Raw genomic sequence first — 21,192 nt, 5'->3', positions numbered from 1 at the left:
GTATAAAATTTACTTGTTTTTTACCTCAGTTCTTTGTTGCCAGTAGTTTTTTATTCATAAGTGACTTAAATTCAATTCCATTATGTTGGTTAAAGTATCTACTTTGAAATAAAACGGTTCAGCTCTATTTATTTCGTTGTTATTATGTTCAAAATTAAATCCACTATCGTATTTTTTCCACGAGCCTTTGTTCGATTCCAGTTCCGTACTTTTTAGAATTTGTTCTACAATTTTTTTCTCGTCAGATTGTTTGTATTCGATTGTCAGTCCGATTGAATAATCAGAATCAAAAGCTCCTTCTGTGTGTTCAATAAGATTTTCCAAAACCTTAAAATCTTCTGGGATAATTAAGTCTGTTTTTTCTTCAATTAACGGTTCAATTCTGTCCAAAGCTAATTCTCCATCAGGTTTGTTCATTATTCCAGCAAACATATATGCCATAAATCCAAAGAACAAAATTGGTACTGCCAAAAATGATAATTGAAAAAATCCAATTAAGATTCTTCTTTTGAAAAATTGCAAAACCGATGAAATTAGTAATACAAATCCAAAAAATATGAGAAGATAAAATCCGAAATCGGTATTTGGCAAAATCGCTCCACTAATAAAAAGAATAATAGAAATTCCGAAAAGCAATATTGGAATCCACCATTTTGTAACTAAATATTTCTTTAAAATTTCGGTCATTTTAAATTACTGGCAACGGTCTCGGCTATGAGTAGTTGCGTGGGTTATCACTAACTTTAGCAAGTACGCACCAAACTGAAAATCCGGGAGGATTTTCAGAAGTAGGCGAGAACAAGCAATTACTTATAGCCATTGTTGGCGGTAGTATTTTATTTTTTTATTTCTTCTTGTAAAATTATTGTATCTAAAAAAGGTATAATTTTTTTGAATGGTTTTACATAAACAGATTTTGTGCCTTCATTTACAGAACATAAAACACCGATACATTTACCCTCTTGATTCAATACAGGCGAACCACTTAATCCAGCCCAATCCTTATAGTCTGAAATAATATCAGTTGTATTTAAAAGTAAATAGTTTCCATATGCGTCAATATATTTCAAATCATTTTTAAATGTATTACTCCTATGTAAGAACAATCCCTTTAAGTTTGGTTTGATTTTCCCAAAAATATAATAAGAATCTGTTTTAGTCGGTGAAACTATATGTTCGTCCATAAATTCAAACTTTTGCTCTTTAGGTGAAACTATGGGTTCAGAATTTTCATCTTTTATGTCTTCATCAGTTAAAAATGGTGCTTCAATTTTTTCTCTATTCACTAGACTTATTGCAACGTCTATAAGTTCAGGGTTTAGGTCTTCTTTGGATATATCAAAACTATCCATAAAGTAAAAGCCACCTATAGGCGTTAAGATAGTCGAAAGTGTATTCCTGTCACTAATATTATTCAAAATAGCTAAATAATTATCAACTCCAGTTCTTTCATTCAATTCGTGGTCATCAATATGAATGTTGTGGTCGGCTGTAATAAAAAATAGATTATCTCGATAGTTAATGAAAAAACCAGAACCAAAAGCAATTGGATTACTCTGAAAGCTAGATTCTTTACTTATAATTACTTGATAAGTTGTTTTTACTAATATTTCTGTTAAATGAAATTCTCTTTCTATCGTATTTAGCATTCTCGGATTCTGTTATATTACCGCCAACGGTCTCGTATAACCGTCAGTTACGGGATTAAAGTTAATGATTTTCGGTTAAGCACTGACGTTAGCAATTCCGAGTGGATTCGGACGTAGTCGAATCCGCCGTAATTGCGGTTATACATTGTTGCCAGTAGTATTTTTATTTATTCAATAACGATAATATAAAATCACGAACTTTTTCGAATGCGAAAATGAAAGCCAGAATTCCGACAATCAATGATACAATTTGCAAAATAAAATTTGTTCTATAACTATTTAATTCTTCAATGTTCTTGAATACTATATTAACATCATCTTTTTTCTTTGTCAAATATTTAATATCATTTTTAAATTTTTCTATATAATAACTTAACAAATTGGATTCACTAATCTTTCTTCGATTTTTACTTGAATAATCGTATTCATTTATATTACCACTGTGATTTATTAAAAAATTTAAAGCTCTATCATTAAATTCATTTTTGTATCTATTGGTAATAAGATTAAGTTTAGTTATTTCTTTTTTTAGCTTGAGATATTTACTGTTTTGGTGAAATAGTAGAAAATATTTGTAAAACTGCCACTTGCTTGTACTTTCTAAAAAATCGTACATTTTTCTTTTTATGTGATTTAACTTTGAAAATTCTTGATTCAGAATTGAGTCAAATACACAAGGAAACGCCATACTTTGAATTAAATAATAACTTTCAATCCAATCGTAATCTGTATAGTCTTTTCCTTTTCTTTCTCTTTTTCCGTGTTCTTCTTCTTTTATTATATGAATTGTATTTTTTTCTTTGTTGCTATAGATATCTACTAATTCATCTTTAGAAGTAAATTGAACAATACTTGAAAAATTAAAAAACGAATGTAAACTATTATTGTCTTTATGCTTTTTTAATTTTCTAATTGTATAATGTTCTATTTTAGGGATTTGAGAGGTAAGTTTTGAGGTGTAAAAATATCCGTTCAAAGGTTTTAAAATGTTATTAGTTATTTGATATTCTAAATCGGAAATTAAATTGTCAACATTCTCTCTTAAAAGACTGCTTTTAAATGATGTATAGCTAGTGAAAAGTCTATGTTTCAATATGTTTTTAAATGAGTGAAAATGTCGTGTTGACAAACTTGTCTCGGATGATTTAAGAATTTTCGTTGCAACTTTTTTAAACACTTTACTTGGTTTAACATCAATATGTAATATGAAATAGGATTCATTTGTTTTGACGTAAGATATAGTTAATCGGTCAATATAATCTGAATGCGAATTATTTATTTTTTCAAAATCTAAACTGATTAGTCTTCCAAATCCTGATGAATTGAAATCAATTTTTATTTTGGACAATTTTTTTGATAATTCATCTTTAAATCTAATTTCTTTTCCAAAGCCTGCATGTTTAGATGAAAATTTTGAAATAATAGTTTTTTTGAATTGGTCAAATTTATCTATCTCAATTACCTCAAAAAAACTAATATAAGTTAGATTTAGTTTTTTGTATTGTTCAGGTTGGTTTTTTGAGATTATTCTATCAGTGTAGTAATTTAGATATATATGATGTTCTTTAGCATTCCTTAATTCAGTGTGTCTGTCTATTACGTTTAATTTCTTTTTTAAATATTTATTTCTAGTGAGAAAGGAAAGTGTTTTTTGTTTTAGTTTATAAGAATATTCTGCTCTTTTTTCAGACCAATTTTTATGTTTTTTTTCGTAATAGAAATACTCTTTTTTCTTCAATTTTTTTAATTCGGTATGATTGGTCAATATTACTGGCAACTAGTTTATATACGTAATAAAATTACTTATATATTCCTTTTACGGTAAGATATGCGGAACTTTTAGCAATTTTATTAACACTTTCAAATATAAAGAAATAAGATAAAAAAGTGCAACTTTTTTATCGGGACTACAAACGAAGCCTAATCGGTTGTCTTCCTTCTTCAGTAATAGGAGCAACTTTAAACAAGTTGACACACTTTATTGAATACTCCCCGTTAATCGGGCGCTAATATCACGGCATGCTCCGCAGACACCACGGCACGGGTCGCTAATATCACGGCATGCTCCGTTGACACCGCGGCACGGGTCGCTGATATCACGGCATGCTCCGAAGATACTACGGCACGGGTCGCTAATATCACGGCATGCTCCGAAGACACCGCGGCATGGGTCGCTGATATCACGGCGTGCTCCGAAGACATCGCGGCACGATTAGTTAATATTTTTCACTACTATGTTGTTATTTTTTTTAATAATTACTATTGGTATAGTAGGGGATAAGCTAAAAATAGATTAAAGGCTTATTTTTGCATTGATAACTTTTTAAAATGCTGTTTAAACTAGAAATTCCCATACCAGAAAACCAACAAATTTACTTACCTATTTTAACAACAAAAGAGGTTGAACTTTTTATAAAAAGAGAAGATACTATTCATCCATTCGTTTCAGGCAATAAATTCAGAAAACTGAAGTATAATATTGCAGAAGCAAAACAACAAAAAAAAGAAACCTTATTAACTTTTGGAGGCGCTTTTTCAAACCATATTGCAGCTACTGCTGCTGCAGGAAAAATGGCAGGTTTTAAAACAATAGGAATTATTAGAGGTGATGAACTTGGAAAGGATGTAGCCAAAACACTTTTACAAAACGAAACCTTGAGAAAAGCTTACGAAAGTGGTATGCAATTTAAGTTTATTACTAGAGAAGCCTACCGAAGTAAAACATCTGAAGAATTTATTAATCAGTTAAAAAAAGAATTTGGTAATTTTTACCTAATTCCAGAAGGAGGAACAAATGCTTTAGCTGTAAAAGGTTGCGAGGAGATTTTAACAAATGAAGATGAAAAATTCAATTATATTTGCTGCGCAGTAGGTACTGGAGGAACGATTTCTGGATTGATAAATTCGGCCAAAAAGAATCAAAAGGTAATTGGGTTTCCTGCACTAAAAGGTGATTTCTTAGCAGAAGAAATAACACCTTATGCAAAAGAAAGTAAAAATTGGAACTTGCAAACCAACTATCATTTTGGAGGCTACGGAAAATATACTGAAGAGTTAATCCGTTTTATAAATGAATTTAAAGGGCAAACAGGTATTTTATTAGATCCAGTTTATACAGCGAAAATGTTATTTGGAATACTAGATTTAGTAGCAAAAGATATGTTTTCGAAAAACAGTAAAATACTAGTAATTCATACAGGAGGTTTACAAGGAATAGCAGGAGTAAACCAGAAATTAAAGAATAAAAATAAAGAGTTAATAAAGGTTTAATGAAAATAAAGGTAGTTTTTTTAGTAGTTTGTGCGGCAATATTTATAAGTTGCGGGTCGGGTAAAAATGTGGTAAAAAATACACCAAAAGAGGTGGTTTTAGAACCTAGAGAAGAAAAAATGCCTGAGTTACCACAGTTAGAGCAAATACAAAAGCCAATATCAACAACTACAAACCATACCGAGGCCTATATTCAAAAATTTGCACCAATTGCAGTGAAGAAAATGCACGAACATGGTATTCCTGCTAGTATTACCTTAGCGCAAGGAGTATTGGAATCGGGGAGTGGAAGAAGCCCTTTAGCTCGAAGATCAAACAATCACTTTGGCATTAAATGTCATAGAGGTTGGCAAGGTAATAGTGTAACTCATGATGATGATGAAAAAGGAGAATGTTTTAGAAAATATAAATACCCTGAAACTTCGTATGAAGATCACTCACAGTTTTTACTAACTCGTAAACGATATGCAAGTTTATTTAGATTAAGGCATACAGACTATAAAGGTTGGGCATACGGGTTAAAAAGAGCAGGATATGCAACGGACAGAAAATATCCTCAAAAATTAATTTCTATTATTACAAAGTATAACTTAGATAAATACGATCGAGTTAGAAGAGATGGTTCTTTAGCAGTAAAAACGCCAACGTATAAAACAACTTCACATAAAGTTCAAAAAGGAGATACGCTATACTCTATATCAAGAAGATATAATGTTTCGGTACAACAATTGAAAAAGATGAACGGTTTAAGTGATAATAACATTAGTATTGGGCAAGATCTATTGGTAAAATAAAAAAAGCGGAGTTTTACTCCGCTTTAACTAACCAAACCCCAATTAAAACTACCAAGAGTAATTTTTCTTTTCTGCTTGTTTTTTAATAGCTTTAATCATAACACTTTCTAACTCATTTTTTTTAGAACTTTCCCTTTGTTTTTTAGCTACATACGTTTTTCTTTTTTTATTTAGTTCTTGAATTTTTTGTTGAATTTCAGTACGCTCTTTACGTTTCTTCTCCACATACATTTTAATTTCTTTGGCAGATTTGTTTTGTAACTGTTTAGGAAGCTGCTTCTTTTTTAAAGAACCATAATCAATTTCTTTTTCTTTTGAAGCATCCACCAAATCCCATTCAGCATTTTTATATAGTTTAGAGCTTTTAGTTACGGCACGTTTTACAACTACAGCTTCATCTAAACTCTCAGCATTCATGTCTTGCTTCGCTTGGTTACTATATTTAGAATATCCATAAGAACCATAGTGAATGTAGGTGGCATTTAAACGTTTGTTTAAAATAATAATATCGTTGTCATAAGGTGTTACAATATGTATAATGTGTTTGTTTTGATTAATAGTCATATAATCACCATCTCCATAAATAGCTCCGTCTTGCCATCTTCCAGTAATCCCTTGGTTATAATCACCGCAGAATATTGTGTTAACTATAATATCTTTTTCTTTAGCATTAGTAATAGCATCTTTATAGTTTACTTTTCCTTGAGTAAAAGGCTCGTTTCCGGCGATAAAAATCATTTTTAAATCACGTTTATTAGTTCCCCAATCCAATTCGTTTAAAGAAGTTTGTATTACTTGACCACAATATTCACTTCCGCCATTAGTGCTTAAAGAAAAAAGATGTTCAGAAATCTCATCTAAATCACTCGTAAATTGTAAAACCTGTTGGATATATCCTTCTTTAGGAGATAAACTTGAATTTCCGTATTCGTATAAAGCAATTTCTAAGTTAGGAGTAATGCCATTACATTTAGCATATGATAACTCATTTACAATCTCCCATAGTTGAGCTTTTGCTTGATTGATAAGTCCATCCATACTATTACTGGTATCCAATAACAATGCAACTTTTACGGTTTGCTTTTTAGCTTTTTTTGTAGGTTGATTTTCATTAGCAAACGTAGTTGCTGTTAGTAGTACTAAGCAAAAGAAAAATACTTTTAATGCGTGCGTTTTCATAATTTTTGTTTTTAGTTATTAATCGGGTAAAAGTTTGATTGGTGTTAATTTCTATTCAAAACTACTTCCAACTTTTTTCTTAAAAAATCCAGAATGAGTGAACAGGTTGTTTCGTTTAGGGAAATGATGAGTTAAATGAGCAACATCTATTTTTTGACTGTTTTTTGTGGAGTTTTAATGGTTTAGGTGTTTTTTTGTATGGCTTTTTGTGAGTATGTTTACACAAATAAAAAATTAATAAACATGAGAAAAGAAGTAATTTTAATATTCCTTTTTTTAGGAATTATATGTTTGAGTTGTGAGCCGAAAACCAGAAATGAAACTAATGAAATAACTGTTTTAGATAAAACTAAAAAAGAAATTAAAGTCGATACTTCTTTAATTAAAATAGCTGATTTACCTATACATATTGATAGTACAAATTATCTTATACACCCTGTAGGGTATGGAAATAATAAGGAAGTAAATAAAAGCTATTTTTCATTAAGTAAAGGAGGAAAAACATATCATTTGACAGATTTCTATGATAATGAAATTAATGGAATGATGATTAACCTTAAATTTCAAAAATTAGGGTCAGATAAGTTTACATCATTAACGAAAGAAAATATCCATATATCTTCTGTAAGCTTTTTAAGAGAGATATTTAATGTTACAAAACAGCAAATATTAATGTATAAAGTTATTGATAGCGATACTAATGATGATAAAAAACTCGGTTATGAGGATGATATAAGTTTGTACTTAAGTAAAATTGATGGTACAAATTTTATTAAAATTTCACCTCAAAAACAAAAAGTAATAAATGTTAAGGAGTTAGTTGAAAATAAAAGATTGTATTTTAAAACAACAGAAAAAATAAAATCAGAAGAAGATAAATTACAAATACATTATTTTTATGTTGATTTAACTAATGAAAATTTTAATGTGGTTGAATATTTTCCAGTAAATGATTAAAAAAATATACATAGTATTTCTTTTCCTTTCATTCGCTGCTTTTTCTCAAACAAAGGAAAATACAGCTAAAGAGTTTTTAGTAAAAGTTCAAGTAGTTAGTAAAGAGACGCGTGAGCCTATAAAAGATGCGAGTGTAGAAGTAAATGGAAGAACATATCGATTTTCTGAAATAACGGGAAGCTATACTGTAAAAGCCACAGCGGGAAGTCAACTAGAAGTATCACATCCTAGTTTTAATCGTGTTTTTTATACAATTAGAGATGATGAAGATATAAAGGTGGAAGTAGAAGATTTTACGCCCCAAAAAAAATCAAAACTAAGCTCTTATAGTACAAGAAAACAAACAGGTTTATATTCACAATATTTAGATTCTGTTCAGTTTTACAAAAAGAAAAATATTGATAAGAGCTTGTCTTTTGTTGAAAAGACGTTGTTGATAGACCCAAATAAAAGCCAAAGAGCTACTGTGTTTAAAGAATTAGCTGAGGTGTACTTTTATTGGAAACAGTACGATTTAGCGGTTGAGAATTATCAAATTTCCTTACAAGAAGTAAACTCGCCTAGGGTTCGTTTGAAACTGGCAAAAGCAGCATTTTTATCGGAAGATTATAACAGTAGTGAACAAAACTATATACAAAGCCTACAAAGCGGGGTGCTTAATAATTACTTACGTTTAACTGCATACCAAGGATTGGGAGATGTGTACTTAGCTCAAAAAAACTATAACAAGGCTAAAGCAAACTACGAAAAAGGATTAGAAATTGCGAAAAAGAATTTAATCACACCTAAAATAACAGACTTAAACTCTAAGCTAGCAGAAGTTTTTGCAGCCCAAGGAAACACACAAAAAGCAGATGGCTATTTTAAAAACTCATTAAAATTAGCATCCGAAGAAAACAAAAAGCGCTCGTTAAAAGAACAGCAAAAAGTAGCCGATTTTTATAATAAATCTCAACGATACGATGAAGAAATTCAGTTACGAAAAGAAAGCCTAAAAGAAGCAGATAATATAGTTGTAGAAGCGGAAAGCAACGAATCTTTGGTAGATTCAATTACCTCACAAAAAATCAACTATAAAATAGGAAATGCCTACATGCAAAAATCTGAATATGAAGAAGCAATTCCATATTTAAAAAAGAGTATTGCAGATGCGGATAAAAACAAAGACTTAATTATTCAAAAAGACGCGACTAAGCGTTTATCGGAAGTATATGCTACGGTTGGAGATTACACAGAAGCTCTCAAAACGTATCAAGATTATGTAAAATTGGTAGATACTTTATATTCACGAAAAGAACAGGAAATTCAACAAGTAAAACGTTTTAGTAAACGAATTTCAGATAACCAAAACAGAATAGTAAGTTTAGAAAAAGACAAAGAATTAACAGATAGTAAAATAAGTTTAGCATACAAAGACCAGCAATTGGTAGAGGAGAGTAATAGACGTCAAAAATGGATTATTTATTCATTAATTGGAGGTTTTTTATTAATGGTTTTGTTGGTGTATTTTATGTTTAGAACGAATAAACAACAAAAGTTAGCCAATAATTTATTGGCTTTAAAATCGATGCGGTCACAGATGAATCCGCACTTTATTTTCAATGCATTGAATTCAGTTAACAGTTTTATTGCAGTAAGTGACGAGCGAAGCGCAAATAGATATTTGTCAGAGTTTTCGGTATTAATGCGTTCGGTATTAGAAAATTCAGATGAAGATTTCATACCGTTAACCAAAGAAATTGAGTTGTTAGAATTGTATGTGAAGTTAGAGCACAACCGGTTTAAAGATAAGTTTGATTATACTATTAATATAGACAAAAGTATACCTTTAGATGAATATTCGATTCCACCAATGTTATTGCAACCGTATATAGAAAATGCAATTTGGCATGGACTTCGATACAAACAAGAAAAGGGAAAACTTCAAATTTCAATGCTTCCAAAAAACAATGATTCTATTACTATTTTAATTGAAGATGATGGGGTTGGAAGAGAGAAATCAATAGAAATGAAGACGAAGAACCAACTCAAACAAAAATCAAAAGGAATGAGTACAATAAAAAATAGAATTGCTATTTTAAATAATATGTATCAGGATAAAATATCTGTGGTGGTTTTAAATGCTTTTGAAGATGGAAGCGGAACTAAAGTAGCATTGATACTAAAAAAGGATAAAAATTAGCAATGAAAATAAAAGCAATTATAGTTGAAGATGAGCAAATAAGTAGAGATATTTTACGAAACTATATTACTAAATACTGTCCTAATGTAACCTTGTTAGGAGAAGCAAGTAATATTGAAGAAGCACTAAAACTAATTGAAAAACACGAATTGGACTTGGTGTTTTTAGATGTAGAAATGCCTTTTGGAAATGCTTTTGACTTGTTAGAAAAAGTAGAAAATCAAACTTTTGAAACAGTTTTTGTAACTGCTTACGATCATTACGCGATTGAGGCATTAAATAATCAAGCAACTTATTATTTGTTAAAACCAATTTCAATCGACGAGTTGATTAAAGCAGTAGGTATTGTAACTGAAATTAAAGAGAAAGAAAATGAGTTAGAAACTAATGTGTTAACTCCCAAAATGACTCATCAAGTAAATGGGAAAATTACGATTCCGCAACAAGATGGATTTGAAGTGGTAGCTGTTGAAGAAATTTTATTTTGCAAAGCAGATGATAACTACACGGAAATCTATTTTGATAATTCTAAAAAAGTGGTAAGTAAAACACTTAAATATTTTGAAGAAGCTTTAAAAGACAGTTCTTTTGTTAGGGTACATAAATCGTATTTAGTCAACGTTAATGAAATAGTAAAGTATAAAAAAGGAAAAGGAGGAAGTGTTGTGCTATCAAACGAGAAAGAAATTATGGTTTCAGCATCAAAAAAAGCAAATTTATTATCATATTTTAAATAAAAATTTATGCCAATTATAAAACCAGTAAGAGGAAAACACCCACAAATTCCAAATGATTGTTACATTGCAGAAAACGCAACTATTGTAGGCGATGTACAAATGGGGGAGTCGTGTAGTGTATGGTTTAATGCAGTGATTCGCGGAGATGTACACTATATAAAAATGGGAGATAAAGTAAATGTACAAGATGGTGCAGTAATACATGCAACATATCAAAAATCACCAACAACTATTGGAAATAATGTGTCTATTGGTCATAATGCCTTAGTACATGGGTGCACTATTCATGATAATGTGTTGGTAGGTATGGGAAGTATTATCATGGATGATTGTGTAGTAGAGTCAAATTCTATTATTGCAGCAGGTGCTGTAGTTACTAAAAATACACATATTGAAAGTGGAAGTGTGTACGCTGGGGTTCCAGCAAAAAAAGTAAAAGATATTTCCAAAGAACTTATTTCAGATGAAATTGATCGAATTGCCAATAATTATGTGAAATATTCAAGTTGGTTTAAAGAGTAATGAAAAAATAAAAAAGCCTGGTTCTGTTTCCAAAACCGAGCTTTTTTTTCAATCAAAAACTAATCTACTATAAATCGATATTACCTATCGCTTTTATTTTCTTTATGATGCTTTCTTTTTTTGTGTATTTTGCAATCACCTTTCTTGCTATGTCTCTTTATTTTTCGAGCAGCCATTTTTTCATAACGTTCATATTGTTGCTCATTTAAAATACGTTTCATTTCAGTTTTGTAAGCAATTTGTTTGTCAAGCATTTTACTTTTCATAGCATATTTCTGATCAGCAGTAGGTTTAGTACCACTTTTTTTCATAGCTTTTCTTTTAGCCCACATTTCCTGTCTTTCAGAAATTTGCTCTGCTACTAAAGGCTTCACTTGTTTTTGTTGAGACTCTGTTAAATCAAGCTGTAAGGTCATTTTTTTTACAGCTAATTCTGTTTTTTGCTCTACAGTTAATTTTTCATGTTTAGTTTTATCTCTCTTTTGAGCTTGAGTAGTAACAGTAAAACCAACTGCTAAAATCAAGAGTGTTAGTGCTTTCTTCATGTTGTTAAATTTTAAGGTTTATTAATTATTTACGCTTCTAAGACCGTTGCAGATTAAAAAAGTTTAAATTTGAAACTATATTTAACACTTTTTTAATTTTTATGAAGTCAGTTTTTAGAATTATCTTAAGGTCTTTACTACTTGTTTTGGGATTGTTTGCAATCTTTTTTTTCTGGGCATCATCCCCAACAATGGATGAAGCAGAGTATGCTAAAATTATTACGCATGAGTATGCGAGTACAACTGATAATGATTCAATCTATAGCATAGTAACCTACAATATTGGGTACTTAAGTGGGATGACAAATAACCGAGCAGTAGCAAAACCTAAGCAATTGTTTGAGGGAAATATGAAAAAGGTATTAACTGAAATAAAAAAAGTAAATCCAGATATTATAGCGCTTCAAGAAGTTGATTACAATGCAGCTAGATCTTATAAAGTAAACCAAGAAGAAAAATTAGCAGAACTAGGTTATAATTATGTAGCAAGAGGTGTAAACTGGGATGAGAATTATGTGCCTTTTCCATACTGGCCACCAAGTATGCACTTTGGTAAAATAGTTTCAGGTCAATCAATTTTAAGTAAATATGAGTTAAAAGATTATGAGCGTATCGTTTTAGAACGCGTAGCTGATAACCCTTTTTATAGAGACGCTTTGTATTTAGACAGGTTGGTACAAGTGGTAAAAGTTAAGGTAGAAGGAAAAGAAGTGGTAGTAATAAATTTACATTTAGAAGCATTTGATAAAGCAACGAGAGTAAGACAGTTTGAGTACGTATTGAATCTTTTTAATAAGTATAAGAGTCAATACCCTACAATTTTATTAGGAGATTTTAACTCAAAAGCTAGAGATAGTGAAGCCGTTATTCAAAAAATGTTTGCAATGGATGGAGTAGGAAATGCTGCTTTCTCAACTGAAAATCCTGAGAATACTTTTGATACAAAAAATCCAGAAGAACGTATTGATTATATTTTTTACACCAAGGATTTTATAGAGTATGTAGAGGGAAGTGTATTAAAAAAGTTCGGACAGGCATCAGATCATTTGCCTATTGAAATGAAGTTTAAATTAAAAAAATAAAGAAGCTTGGTAAAGCTCCAAGCTTCTTTATTTAAATATAGAGTTGTTTTCAAAGCTACCTTACAATAAGATACTGTCTATAGTGGTATGTAGTTATACATATTTTTGTATTGAATTTAAACATTTTTTCTTTTATTGGATTGATTTTCTCTTTTTACATAATCATTACCTAGAGCAATTTCTTTCATTTTTACTGCACCTGCTTCTTCTGCTTTATCCACAACAATAGATAAATTTTGGCTTTCTAAAATAGTTTTAATATCGTAAAATTCATCACACCAAATTTCTTCCTGATTTTTGTCTAGATTTGGACTGCGTTCATTATTTCTATTTTTATCGGCAACAACTCGTGCTTGAATGCGGCTTAGGTTTTTGGGACTCATAAACTCTACACCATATAACGAATTTTTAGCTTTTTTTACCACTAAGCTCCCATTTTCAACCCATGCAGTTTCCATTGTGTCATTAACTTCATAACCTGCATTTTGTAATGCCTTTTTAATAGCCTTTCGTCGAGTTTCAATAATGATTTTCTCCGAAACTTCAGTATACAAGTATTTGGCTTTTTCTAAGGCATCTTTTACATCATTTAGATTATCTGAATTAAGTAAGGCTATCCATTTATCAATAAAACTCAGATTCAATTCTAAAGATTCTAATTGGTCAATGGCTGTTTTGAGCTTTTCTTTAGCTTCCCGTAATGCCAATTGATTTTTACTGAACTCGGCTACCTGAATAGTTAATGAATCCAATAACAAATCGTAATTAGGAGCTTCTTCTTCTAATTCGGCACAACGATTCATAAATTCGTGTATTTTGTTCTGAGGAATTTCAGAAATATACATTTCCTTTAACGCGTTTTCCAACTTTTTTAGTCTGGAAATTACTTTAGGACGATTGGAACGCCATTTTTGTACAGACAGCAAACTGTCACCAGAAGATAATCGTTCTTGAATTGCTTTTTGTTCATTTGTCAGTGTTTGAGAATTAAAAGAAGCTTCTTTTAAAAGGCTGTACAAATAATCTACTTTTTCACGATATTCTTCTATTTCATTTATATTTGAAGGAGTGTCGAAATCTTGGAAATCAATGCTTTTGTTTTTAAGTAAAAAGCGTAATTCGTTATGTGTACTCTTTAGGTTCTTAAAAGATTCCCATTTAGAAGTCCTAATTTTAACTACTTTTTTTACCAAATTCTTTTTTTCCTTATCTAGAAACTCGATTTGTCCCGAAACTTCTCGCTCTATTTTTCTATAATCATCTTCTGAGATATTTTGGTAATACTCCAATGTTTCATCCAAAGCATCTTGAAGTTCTTCTGTAAACATATTATGTTTGATGGCATAAGCCTTCACGTGTTCTATTTTGTTTTTTAATCGAGTTAACCACCTTTTCTTTATCAATTTTCGCTCAGCTGGGGTAACGATTCGTACAACTTTTGGTCCGCTCATGGTGTGTTGTTTAAAGCATTTTGTATGGCGTGTTTCAGCCTTAATTTTTCATTATCTGTATCTTGTAACCACTTATAAGAGGTAGTTCTATGTATATGAGGAATCGATTTTTTTAAAATCAATGGGCGCCATATTTCACGATGTCTTGCATCTTTAAGTAATGAGTTTTGAGGTACATCACATTCAATTCCAATAACAAATCGTCCTGTGTTTTTATCTTCAATGGCTAAATCTAAATAAAAAACATTGTTATCATTATTTTCCACGGTTTCATAACCCAAGCTGTGAATGTAATTTCTAACAGTATTTTTAAAACCATCGTTATTTAGTGTTTTACTTTCTTCTATTTTTCTTGATGAAAGCCTTTTTAACGATTGATTAGCAACCTCTATTTGATTACTAAAATGTGTTTCGGTATATTTCAAATAGCCCTGAATATAATCTCTTGGTTTTGATGGAGATCGTCCTGTAGAAAGCATATCAGAAATATCTTTGATGGGCATTGAGGTGGCAATAACTACTTTATGTCTTGCTCTTGTAATAGCTACATTGAGTCTTCTTTCTCCACCACGATGCCCTAAAGCTCCAAAATTGCGGCGGAAAACTCCTTGTTTATTAAAACCAAATGTAGTGCTAAATAAAATCATATCACGTTCATCTCCTTGAACATTCTCTACATTCTTAACAAAAAAGCCCATGGCTTCTCCTTCTTGTTGTTTGTTACGTTCACGATTTAAAACTTCCATAAAAGCATCATCTGAAAGCGCTTTTTCTTCAATTTTATCTTCAATAAGATCTGCTTGTTTTTTATTGAAGGTTACAATACCTGTACTTAAAGTTTTATTTTCAGGTAGTTGCCAGTGGTTATATAAGTATTCAATTAGTACTTCAGCTTCAGTTTCGTTGGTTTGTTCATTATAAACACCATTTACTCGAATGACTTCTAGAGGTTTTACTTTTTTAATTTCGTTTTTAGGATGATAAGCAGGAATATGTAATTGACCAGCATAAAAGGCATGGTTAGAAAAGTTGATAAGTGCTTTGTATTGAGAACGGTAATGAATTTGAAGTGTTGTGGTGGGAAGAACCGTTTTGGCTAATGTTAATAAATCTGGACAATCTTTGACTTCTTTTTTATTCCAAGCCTCTTCATATAGAGTTAATTCTTCTTCGGAATTATCCTCACTGAGTTCGATATTTATGCCTTCACTTTCGTCATCATCCATTTTATGACCAAAGAAGTTTGCCGGAGGCATTTGCTTTTCATCACCACTTACAATTACACGTTTTGCACGATAAAGTGAAGGGATTGAATGATCAATTAACATTTGAGAAGCTTCATCAAAAATTACTACATCAAACAATCCTGCTTGTAAAGGTAAAGCTTGTGAAACGACCTCTGGGCTCATCAACCAAATTGGACGAATATTCATTAAACCTAAATTGTCACCTAAATGAATAAATTCTCGTAGTTTTTTATAGTTCTGCCCTCGTAGACGTGTAATACCATGCCATTGTGACTTTGAGCCAATTTTTTCAAAGTCATAGTTTAAGTTAAGTAGTTCTTTGTTTAATGTTTTTATTTCAGCTAAACTATTTTCTAACAATCGTACATTTTGGTCAATTTCACTATCAGCCATTAGTAAGGCTGGTGTTTCTTTTTCAATACGTTGTTTCCAACCCAATAAACCTTCTCGTCGTATTGTTTTTTGGATAATTTTAGGCCAACGTTCAGAGGTGTATTGAGTAATTTTATTTTCGTAATTCCTAAAAATTGCTAAAAGTTGTAATGTTTTGTCTTCTTGAAGTTTATCTCCTAGTCTTATCCTAAATTTTTGATATGGAATAAAGTGGTTTATGTCTTGGGACATTTTTTGAATGACAGATAAATCGGTATTGTTATTTTTTATGTTTGAATGGAAAAAATTAAAACTAGAATCTATTAACCATTGTTTTAAGTCAGTTAGTTTTTTGTAGGATTCTTGTCTTTTTTCAAAACGATTACTAGCACTGCTTAATTCTTTTATGAAATTTTGAAATTCAGATTCTTTTCCGGATTTTAAAACTTTTTTAGCTTCATCTTTTAAAGGGCATTTTTTTAATGCTTTTACTAAAACAATCGTGTCTAATAGTTCGCTGATTTTATCACTAATTTTCACAGCAAGAAACTTAGGGTTTGTAATGGTTTCTACTGTGTTGTTTAACTTTATTAATACATTATTAAAGTGATTTCGGTAAGATCTAAAAGTAATTTCGTACTCAGAATTTGTTTTTAATAGTTTTATATTTTCTTTATTGGAATGAAGTTCAAGTTCTTTTAAGACTTTCTTCAATAGAAATTGATGTTTCCATGTTAAAGGATTAAGAAACTTAAAAATGGATGTATTTAGATAGCTGTCACAAGCTCGAATTACTTCTTCTAGGATTTCATTATCAGTTTGTATTAACCAACTCGAAAAATAGATTTTTTTGTATTTGAAAATCAGTGTTTTGAGGTCTGATAGTAATTGTTTTAGTTCATCAAGAATATCGTCACCAATGGACTTTTCATTGAATTCATCCCAAATAAAATCAAGCCAAATTTTAGTATTTTTAGCTTCTGTATCAGTAATATTTAGGAGTTTTTGTTCGTTTTTATACAGCCATGCTTTATAAAATTGAGCGTGTTCATTATCATAGACTCCTGTGGTTTGTTTTATACAATCTACTCTTTTTTCTTCAATCTCATTAAAAAGCTCTATATCTTGCTTAATTGCTTTTTTTGTTGCGTTATCATATTGTGTTATTTTTAAATTGGAAAGCGCATTATTTTCATATTTTGAAGGCACCCATTCACGCATTAACGTACTGATTTCCGTTTCAAGAATGTTCAAATCATCTGCTGAAATATTTTCTAGAAAATTTCGGGCTTCAGGAATATCAATATAATCACTATGTTGAATTTCAATAAGTTCAGATAAAATGTTTCGATAACTTGCGCCTGCTTGATCGTCCAGTACATGAATCTCTTTAGAAATTATATTCAATTTCGATTCGATTCTATCAATTTGTTTTGCCAGGTTATTTCGCTTGAATGTGATTTTTTCAAGAATATTTTGTTGCTCAGATTTGTTTAAATCGAAAGAAACCTGTTCACGAATACTTCGAATAATTTCTTGTCTATCTTTAGCAATATCAGTGATAGAAAGAGCTCTTTTTTCTAGACCTACAGCCTCTAGCCGTTTCATAATTACCTGAATTGCTGCTCTTTTTTGAGAGACTACTAATACTTTTTCCTTTCTACCAATACAATCGGAAATAATATTAACAATCGTCTGGCTTTTCCCTGTTCCAGGTGGACCTTCAATAACAATACCTGGTTTTAATCGACTATGCATTACTGCGTGTTCTTGTGAAGGATCTACATTAACGACAGTAAATCGATTATTTTCTGATTGTATGGGCTTATATTCGGGTGTTTGTGGCGTGCTTATTTTTAAAATTGGTTCCATAGCTGTTCCCGAATGTGGTAATTTTTGAAGTAAACGCAAATCTTCACTAATTGATTGACCTGTAAAATTGGCATTAAAAATTACTCCAGAGCTATGTAGTTCAAGACCTATATCTTCCATCATGTAAGTAACTTCAGGATGAGTAACAAGTTTTGAAGTTTTGTGTTTTACAAATGAACCGAAGGCATCGATAACCTCAGAAACACTTAGAGATTGCCTACTTAAAACCTCATTATAAATTTGTGTTATTCTTTTGTAATTTTCAGGTTCTAAGGAGCTTGAAAGAGCTGGGTTTAGTCGAATTTCTTCACGAACTTTGTCGAAACCAATTTTTAGTGTAGGGTTTGATCGGTATTTAAATTCCAGTGTAATAGGCCATAAAATAATAGGTAATATTCGGGGACGATTATTTTTTTTGAACTGACTAATTAGGAATGGAAACCCTAAATACAAAGAGTCTAAGCCGGTATCGCGTTTAAAGTTTGCTGTTCTTAAAACTAACCTCCTTGTTCGGTAACTAAGTAATGGGTTTTGGCTGAAACTTAATGGATCTATTTTTTCCGTACTAGATGAGCGATTAATAATACTATTGAGTATTTTTTCTGAAGGTTTTAATGAGGTTCCTAATGTCTTTAAATCTAAACGAGGTGAATGTTTAGAAATAACTAATCTAACTAAAGGACCTCTAGAGGAAGTATGAATAATCTTTTTTTCAAAAAAGTTTAATAAACTAGAAGCATATTCATGCTTTGGTGGTGTAATCCATTTGTCTTTGGGAATGGATAAACATAAAATTGATTGCAATATGGGTAATCGTCTTTCTATCCTGAAACGATCTGCCCAACGATTTAAGTTATTGTTATTACTTAGTGAAAACCCTTCTAAAAGCTCGTGTAGAGATTCGTAAATTTCTAGCCTGGATTTTATTAGAGTTTCTCTAAAAAAACTTTCATTAGATTCAATTTTTATTTCTCTTGCCAAATTAGCAGCTTCTTTTACTAATTGATTTAAGGAGATAAATTGATCTTGTTGAGCGCTTAAAATAAGTATCAAATCTTCTTCACTAAGTCGGATGTCTCCCATTAAATCAGATAAACTGATGTTTTTGGCATCAGGATAAATTTGACGTAAAAGATTCAATTCAGATTTTAATCGTACCCTAGAAGTACTTAGTGTATTAATCTTGAGCTTGTCATTATCCAATTCAATACCTAAACTCTTTGCTTTTTGCAAAACATTTTGTTTTCTACTCTTGAGGTTAACCAACCATTTTTCACGTGAAAGTGTGTTTAAATAATCAGGAATGTTTCCTTCTATAAGCTCTGAAGCGAGTGTTGGGTTGCCAAGTAACCATGCAGGAATAATAATTTGTCCTCGCCAAGTAAGTGGTAAAGCTTCATTGAGGTGCATTAAAGCTAAGGAAAACCTCCACTCCAAATCGATATCTTCTTTAGAGCGTAAGTTTCTAATAGTAGCAGCTATTTTTCCTTCTCCAAGGATTTCTTTTACCCAATTTGAAATTTCACCAGAAGTAAATAAGGTCAAACCTTTTTTCCAATTATTTTCCTCTGCTGCCGCAAGTGCAAAATAGCTTACATTGGTGTAAGTTGTATCTCCAAGTTGGATGGTTTTTTCTTTTTTTTGATCAGTCCCCGAAGTAGCTTCTATAGGAGGAGCAACATATTCTTTATTCAGCCATTTTTCTACTTGTTCCCAGCGCCAACGTTTAAGAGGATCTCTACATAACAAGCCTTTTAGCAATAAAAGTATACGTTCATCAATACCTTCTGGAATTTGAACGCCTCTGGTTACCAAATGGATCATGAACGCTTTGTCATTAATGTTTTCAAAGAACGCTCCTTTGGTAATTTGCTCTAAAACTATCATTCCTAAACTCCACCAATCCGAGGCAGGACTTACTCCGCCAATGATAGCTTCCGGAGCTGTATACCGAGTTAATTGTATAGGGGTATCGGTATCAAGATCATAATCTGATAACCTTGCAGAACTGTAATCGATAATTACCAAATCGAAGGTTTCATTATCACGGATTAGAATGTTTTTAGGACATAAATTACGATGTCTAAAACCAGCTTCTGAGAAATCTCGTAGTGCTCGACCGATTTCGTTTACTAAAGTTTCGAGTCTGTTTTCTTTTATATATCCTAAATCATTGAGTGATCCTCCTTGGATATGTTCAGAAACTTCAAAAAATCGATTGTTCCAATAACCTGTTTTTACTAATCTAGCAATATGATCAACATCCGCTCGGTGCAGTACATCATAAATTGTTTTATCAGGCTCAGAATTTTCATGATAATAAGTTAAAAAAAAGTGTTTTTCATTAGTGTCTTTAACTAAAAAACATTCTTTGGTAGCTCCTGAAATCTCGATAGGTTCAATAATGGTGTATGCATCAATTTTCTTGAGGGCTTCTTCTTTAATTGTTAATTCTTGAATGTCAGCACCACATTCCATGCACATAAAATCGTCTTTTCCAACTTCATGCCCGTTTTCACAAAGGCGTTTGATTGATTCTTCAGCTTCAGGATGAATTTCGATTCGACCGCCTACTGGAGTTTGGGGTACATTCATTAATAACCAACTACATGTTGAATTACTGATTATGTTTTGGCAATACATTTCGGTTACTGGTCGTTCAGTATTACATGCAGGACAAAGTCGTATGTGTTTCATTTCTTATGTTGCTTTATCACCGCTTGAGTATTGGTTATTTCAACGTTGTTTTGTCGAAAACTTTCAGTTATTTTATTCATTCCATTAATAGGTATGCCTGCCATCCAAAGAGTCTCATTATTAAACTGAATGTCTAATTTACTTTCGGGTTTTTTGTTTAAATATTTAGCAAAGCTTTGCGCTCCTAAATTAGTAAGAAAATGAATTTGTTGATTGTCACTTCCTAATAAAGCTCGGGTTTGGGCTTTTGTATAGTCATAAGGTTCAGAAATTAACACATCGATTAATTTCTCCTGAACAACTTTTTTATATTTTAATTCTTGGAAAGAGTATCCACTGTAAACTAACAAGGAAAGTTTATAAGGCTTAAGAAATTTTAGCAAATTTTGTAAAGCAGGTTCTTGATCAAAGGGTTCTCCGCCGGAAATAGTAATTCCATCGCATGTTGGAAGCCACTTTTTTAATAGATTTTTTACTTCTTCTATATTTATTGAATTGGTTTTGAATTGCCAGGTATCTGCTGAGATACATCCTTCACAATGTAGAGAGCAGCCTTGAAACCAAATGCCAACTCTTTGCCCTGGACCAAGTGTAGTTACTGGAAAGTGTAAACGAGAGATTCCTATTTTCATTCAA

General features: G+C 31.2%; 15 protein-coding genes. 7 read left to right on the top strand and 8 right to left on the bottom strand.

Features of this window, described 5'->3' with window-relative positions:
- Nucleotides 1-54: 54 nt before the first annotated feature.
- The 3 genes from NH341_RS07185 to NH341_RS07175 form a co-directional block, all read right to left on the bottom strand.
- A complete protein-coding gene (locus NH341_RS07185) occupies nt 55-687 on the bottom strand; it encodes a hypothetical protein (RefSeq protein WP_167713164.1) in 633 nt (210 codons plus the stop codon).
- Nucleotides 688-836: 149 nt separating this feature from the next.
- Entirely contained in the window at nt 837-1,649 is an 813-nt protein-coding gene (locus NH341_RS07180; protein WP_253056236.1) for a hypothetical protein, read from the bottom strand.
- Between the two features lie 163 nt (nt 1,650-1,812).
- Nucleotides 1,813-3,387 carry a hypothetical protein gene (locus NH341_RS07175; RefSeq protein ID WP_253056234.1) on the bottom strand — a complete coding sequence of 525 codons (1,575 nt, stop codon included), beginning with the start codon at nt 3,385-3,387 and terminating at the stop codon, nt 1,813-1,815.
- Nucleotides 3,388-3,977: 590 nt separating this feature from the next.
- Here NH341_RS07175 and NH341_RS07170 point away from each other — a divergent pair.
- The gene (locus tag NH341_RS07170; RefSeq protein ID WP_253056232.1) at nt 3,978-4,919 is read left to right on the top strand and encodes a 1-aminocyclopropane-1-carboxylate deaminase/D-cysteine desulfhydrase; all 942 of its coding nucleotides are present in this window, start codon (nt 3,978-3,980) and stop codon (nt 4,917-4,919) included.
- Nucleotides 4,919-5,713, top strand: coding sequence for a glucosaminidase domain-containing protein (locus NH341_RS07165; RefSeq protein WP_047788541.1), 795 nt, complete (start codon nt 4,919-4,921; stop codon nt 5,711-5,713). The genes NH341_RS07170 and NH341_RS07165 overlap by 1 nt, the downstream gene beginning before the upstream one ends.
- 48 nt (nt 5,714-5,761) lie before the next feature.
- Here NH341_RS07165 and NH341_RS07160 read toward each other — a convergent pair whose 3' ends face one another.
- A complete protein-coding gene (locus tag NH341_RS07160) occupies nt 5,762-6,892 on the bottom strand; it encodes a VWA domain-containing protein (RefSeq protein ID WP_253056230.1) in 1,131 nt (376 codons plus the stop codon).
- 243 nt (nt 6,893-7,135) lie between these two features.
- Here NH341_RS07160 and NH341_RS07155 point away from each other — a divergent pair, with 243 nt between their 5' ends.
- The 4 genes from NH341_RS07155 to NH341_RS07140 are packed head-to-tail and all read left to right on the top strand — an operon-like array spanning nt 7,136 to nt 11,290.
- Nucleotides 7,136-7,849, top strand: a complete 714-nt coding sequence (locus tag NH341_RS07155) for a hypothetical protein (RefSeq protein WP_125064433.1) — start codon at nt 7,136-7,138, stop codon at nt 7,847-7,849.
- On the top strand, nt 7,842-10,031 hold the full coding sequence (locus NH341_RS07150; RefSeq protein WP_253056228.1) for a tetratricopeptide repeat protein: 2,190 nt from the start codon (nt 7,842-7,844) through the stop codon (nt 10,029-10,031). The genes NH341_RS07155 and NH341_RS07150 overlap by 8 nt, the downstream gene beginning before the upstream one ends.
- 2 nt (nt 10,032-10,033) lie before the next feature.
- The gene (locus NH341_RS07145) at nt 10,034-10,768 is read left to right on the top strand and encodes a LytTR family DNA-binding domain-containing protein (RefSeq protein WP_047788537.1); all 735 of its coding nucleotides are present in this window, start codon (nt 10,034-10,036) and stop codon (nt 10,766-10,768) included.
- Between the two features lie 6 nt (nt 10,769-10,774).
- Nucleotides 10,775-11,290, top strand: a complete 516-nt coding sequence (locus NH341_RS07140) for a gamma carbonic anhydrase family protein (protein WP_073181751.1) — start codon at nt 10,775-10,777, stop codon at nt 11,288-11,290.
- Nucleotides 11,291-11,370: 80 nt separating this feature from the next.
- On the opposite strand, the gene NH341_RS07135 is transcribed toward NH341_RS07140, so the two are convergent.
- Entirely contained in the window at nt 11,371-11,835 is a 465-nt protein-coding gene (locus NH341_RS07135; RefSeq protein ID WP_253056226.1) for a hypothetical protein, read from the bottom strand.
- Nucleotides 11,836-11,936: 101 nt separating this feature from the next.
- Here NH341_RS07135 and NH341_RS07130 point away from each other — a divergent pair, with 101 nt between their 5' ends.
- Complete coding sequence (locus NH341_RS07130; protein WP_253056224.1) at nt 11,937-12,917, top strand: endonuclease/exonuclease/phosphatase family protein; 981 nt, start codon at nt 11,937-11,939, stop codon at nt 12,915-12,917.
- A gap of 116 nt (nt 12,918-13,033) precedes the next feature.
- Here NH341_RS07130 and NH341_RS07125 read toward each other — a convergent pair whose 3' ends face one another.
- The 3 genes from NH341_RS07125 to NH341_RS07115 are packed head-to-tail and all read right to left on the bottom strand — an operon-like array spanning nt 13,034 to nt 21,188.
- Nucleotides 13,034-14,368, bottom strand: coding sequence for a hypothetical protein (locus tag NH341_RS07125; RefSeq protein ID WP_253056222.1), 1,335 nt, complete (start codon nt 14,366-14,368; stop codon nt 13,034-13,036).
- Nucleotides 14,365-20,556: an AAA domain-containing protein gene (locus NH341_RS07120; protein ID WP_253056220.1), complete on the bottom strand. Its 6,192-nt coding sequence runs from the start codon at nt 20,554-20,556 to the stop codon at nt 14,365-14,367. The genes NH341_RS07125 and NH341_RS07120 overlap by 4 nt, the downstream gene beginning before the upstream one ends.
- A complete protein-coding gene (locus NH341_RS07115) occupies nt 20,553-21,188 on the bottom strand; it encodes a 4Fe-4S single cluster domain-containing protein (RefSeq protein ID WP_047788531.1) in 636 nt (211 codons plus the stop codon). The genes NH341_RS07120 and NH341_RS07115 overlap by 4 nt, the downstream gene beginning before the upstream one ends.
- Nucleotides 21,189-21,192 lie beyond the last annotated feature (4 nt).

The organism is Tenacibaculum sp. XPcli2-G (assembly GCF_024124505.1).
Classification (GTDB): Bacteria; Bacteroidota; Bacteroidia; order Flavobacteriales; family Flavobacteriaceae; genus Polaribacter; species Polaribacter mesophilus.
Note: the sequence above shows the minus strand (reverse complement) of the source record. Positions and strands in the feature narration are given on the sequence as shown.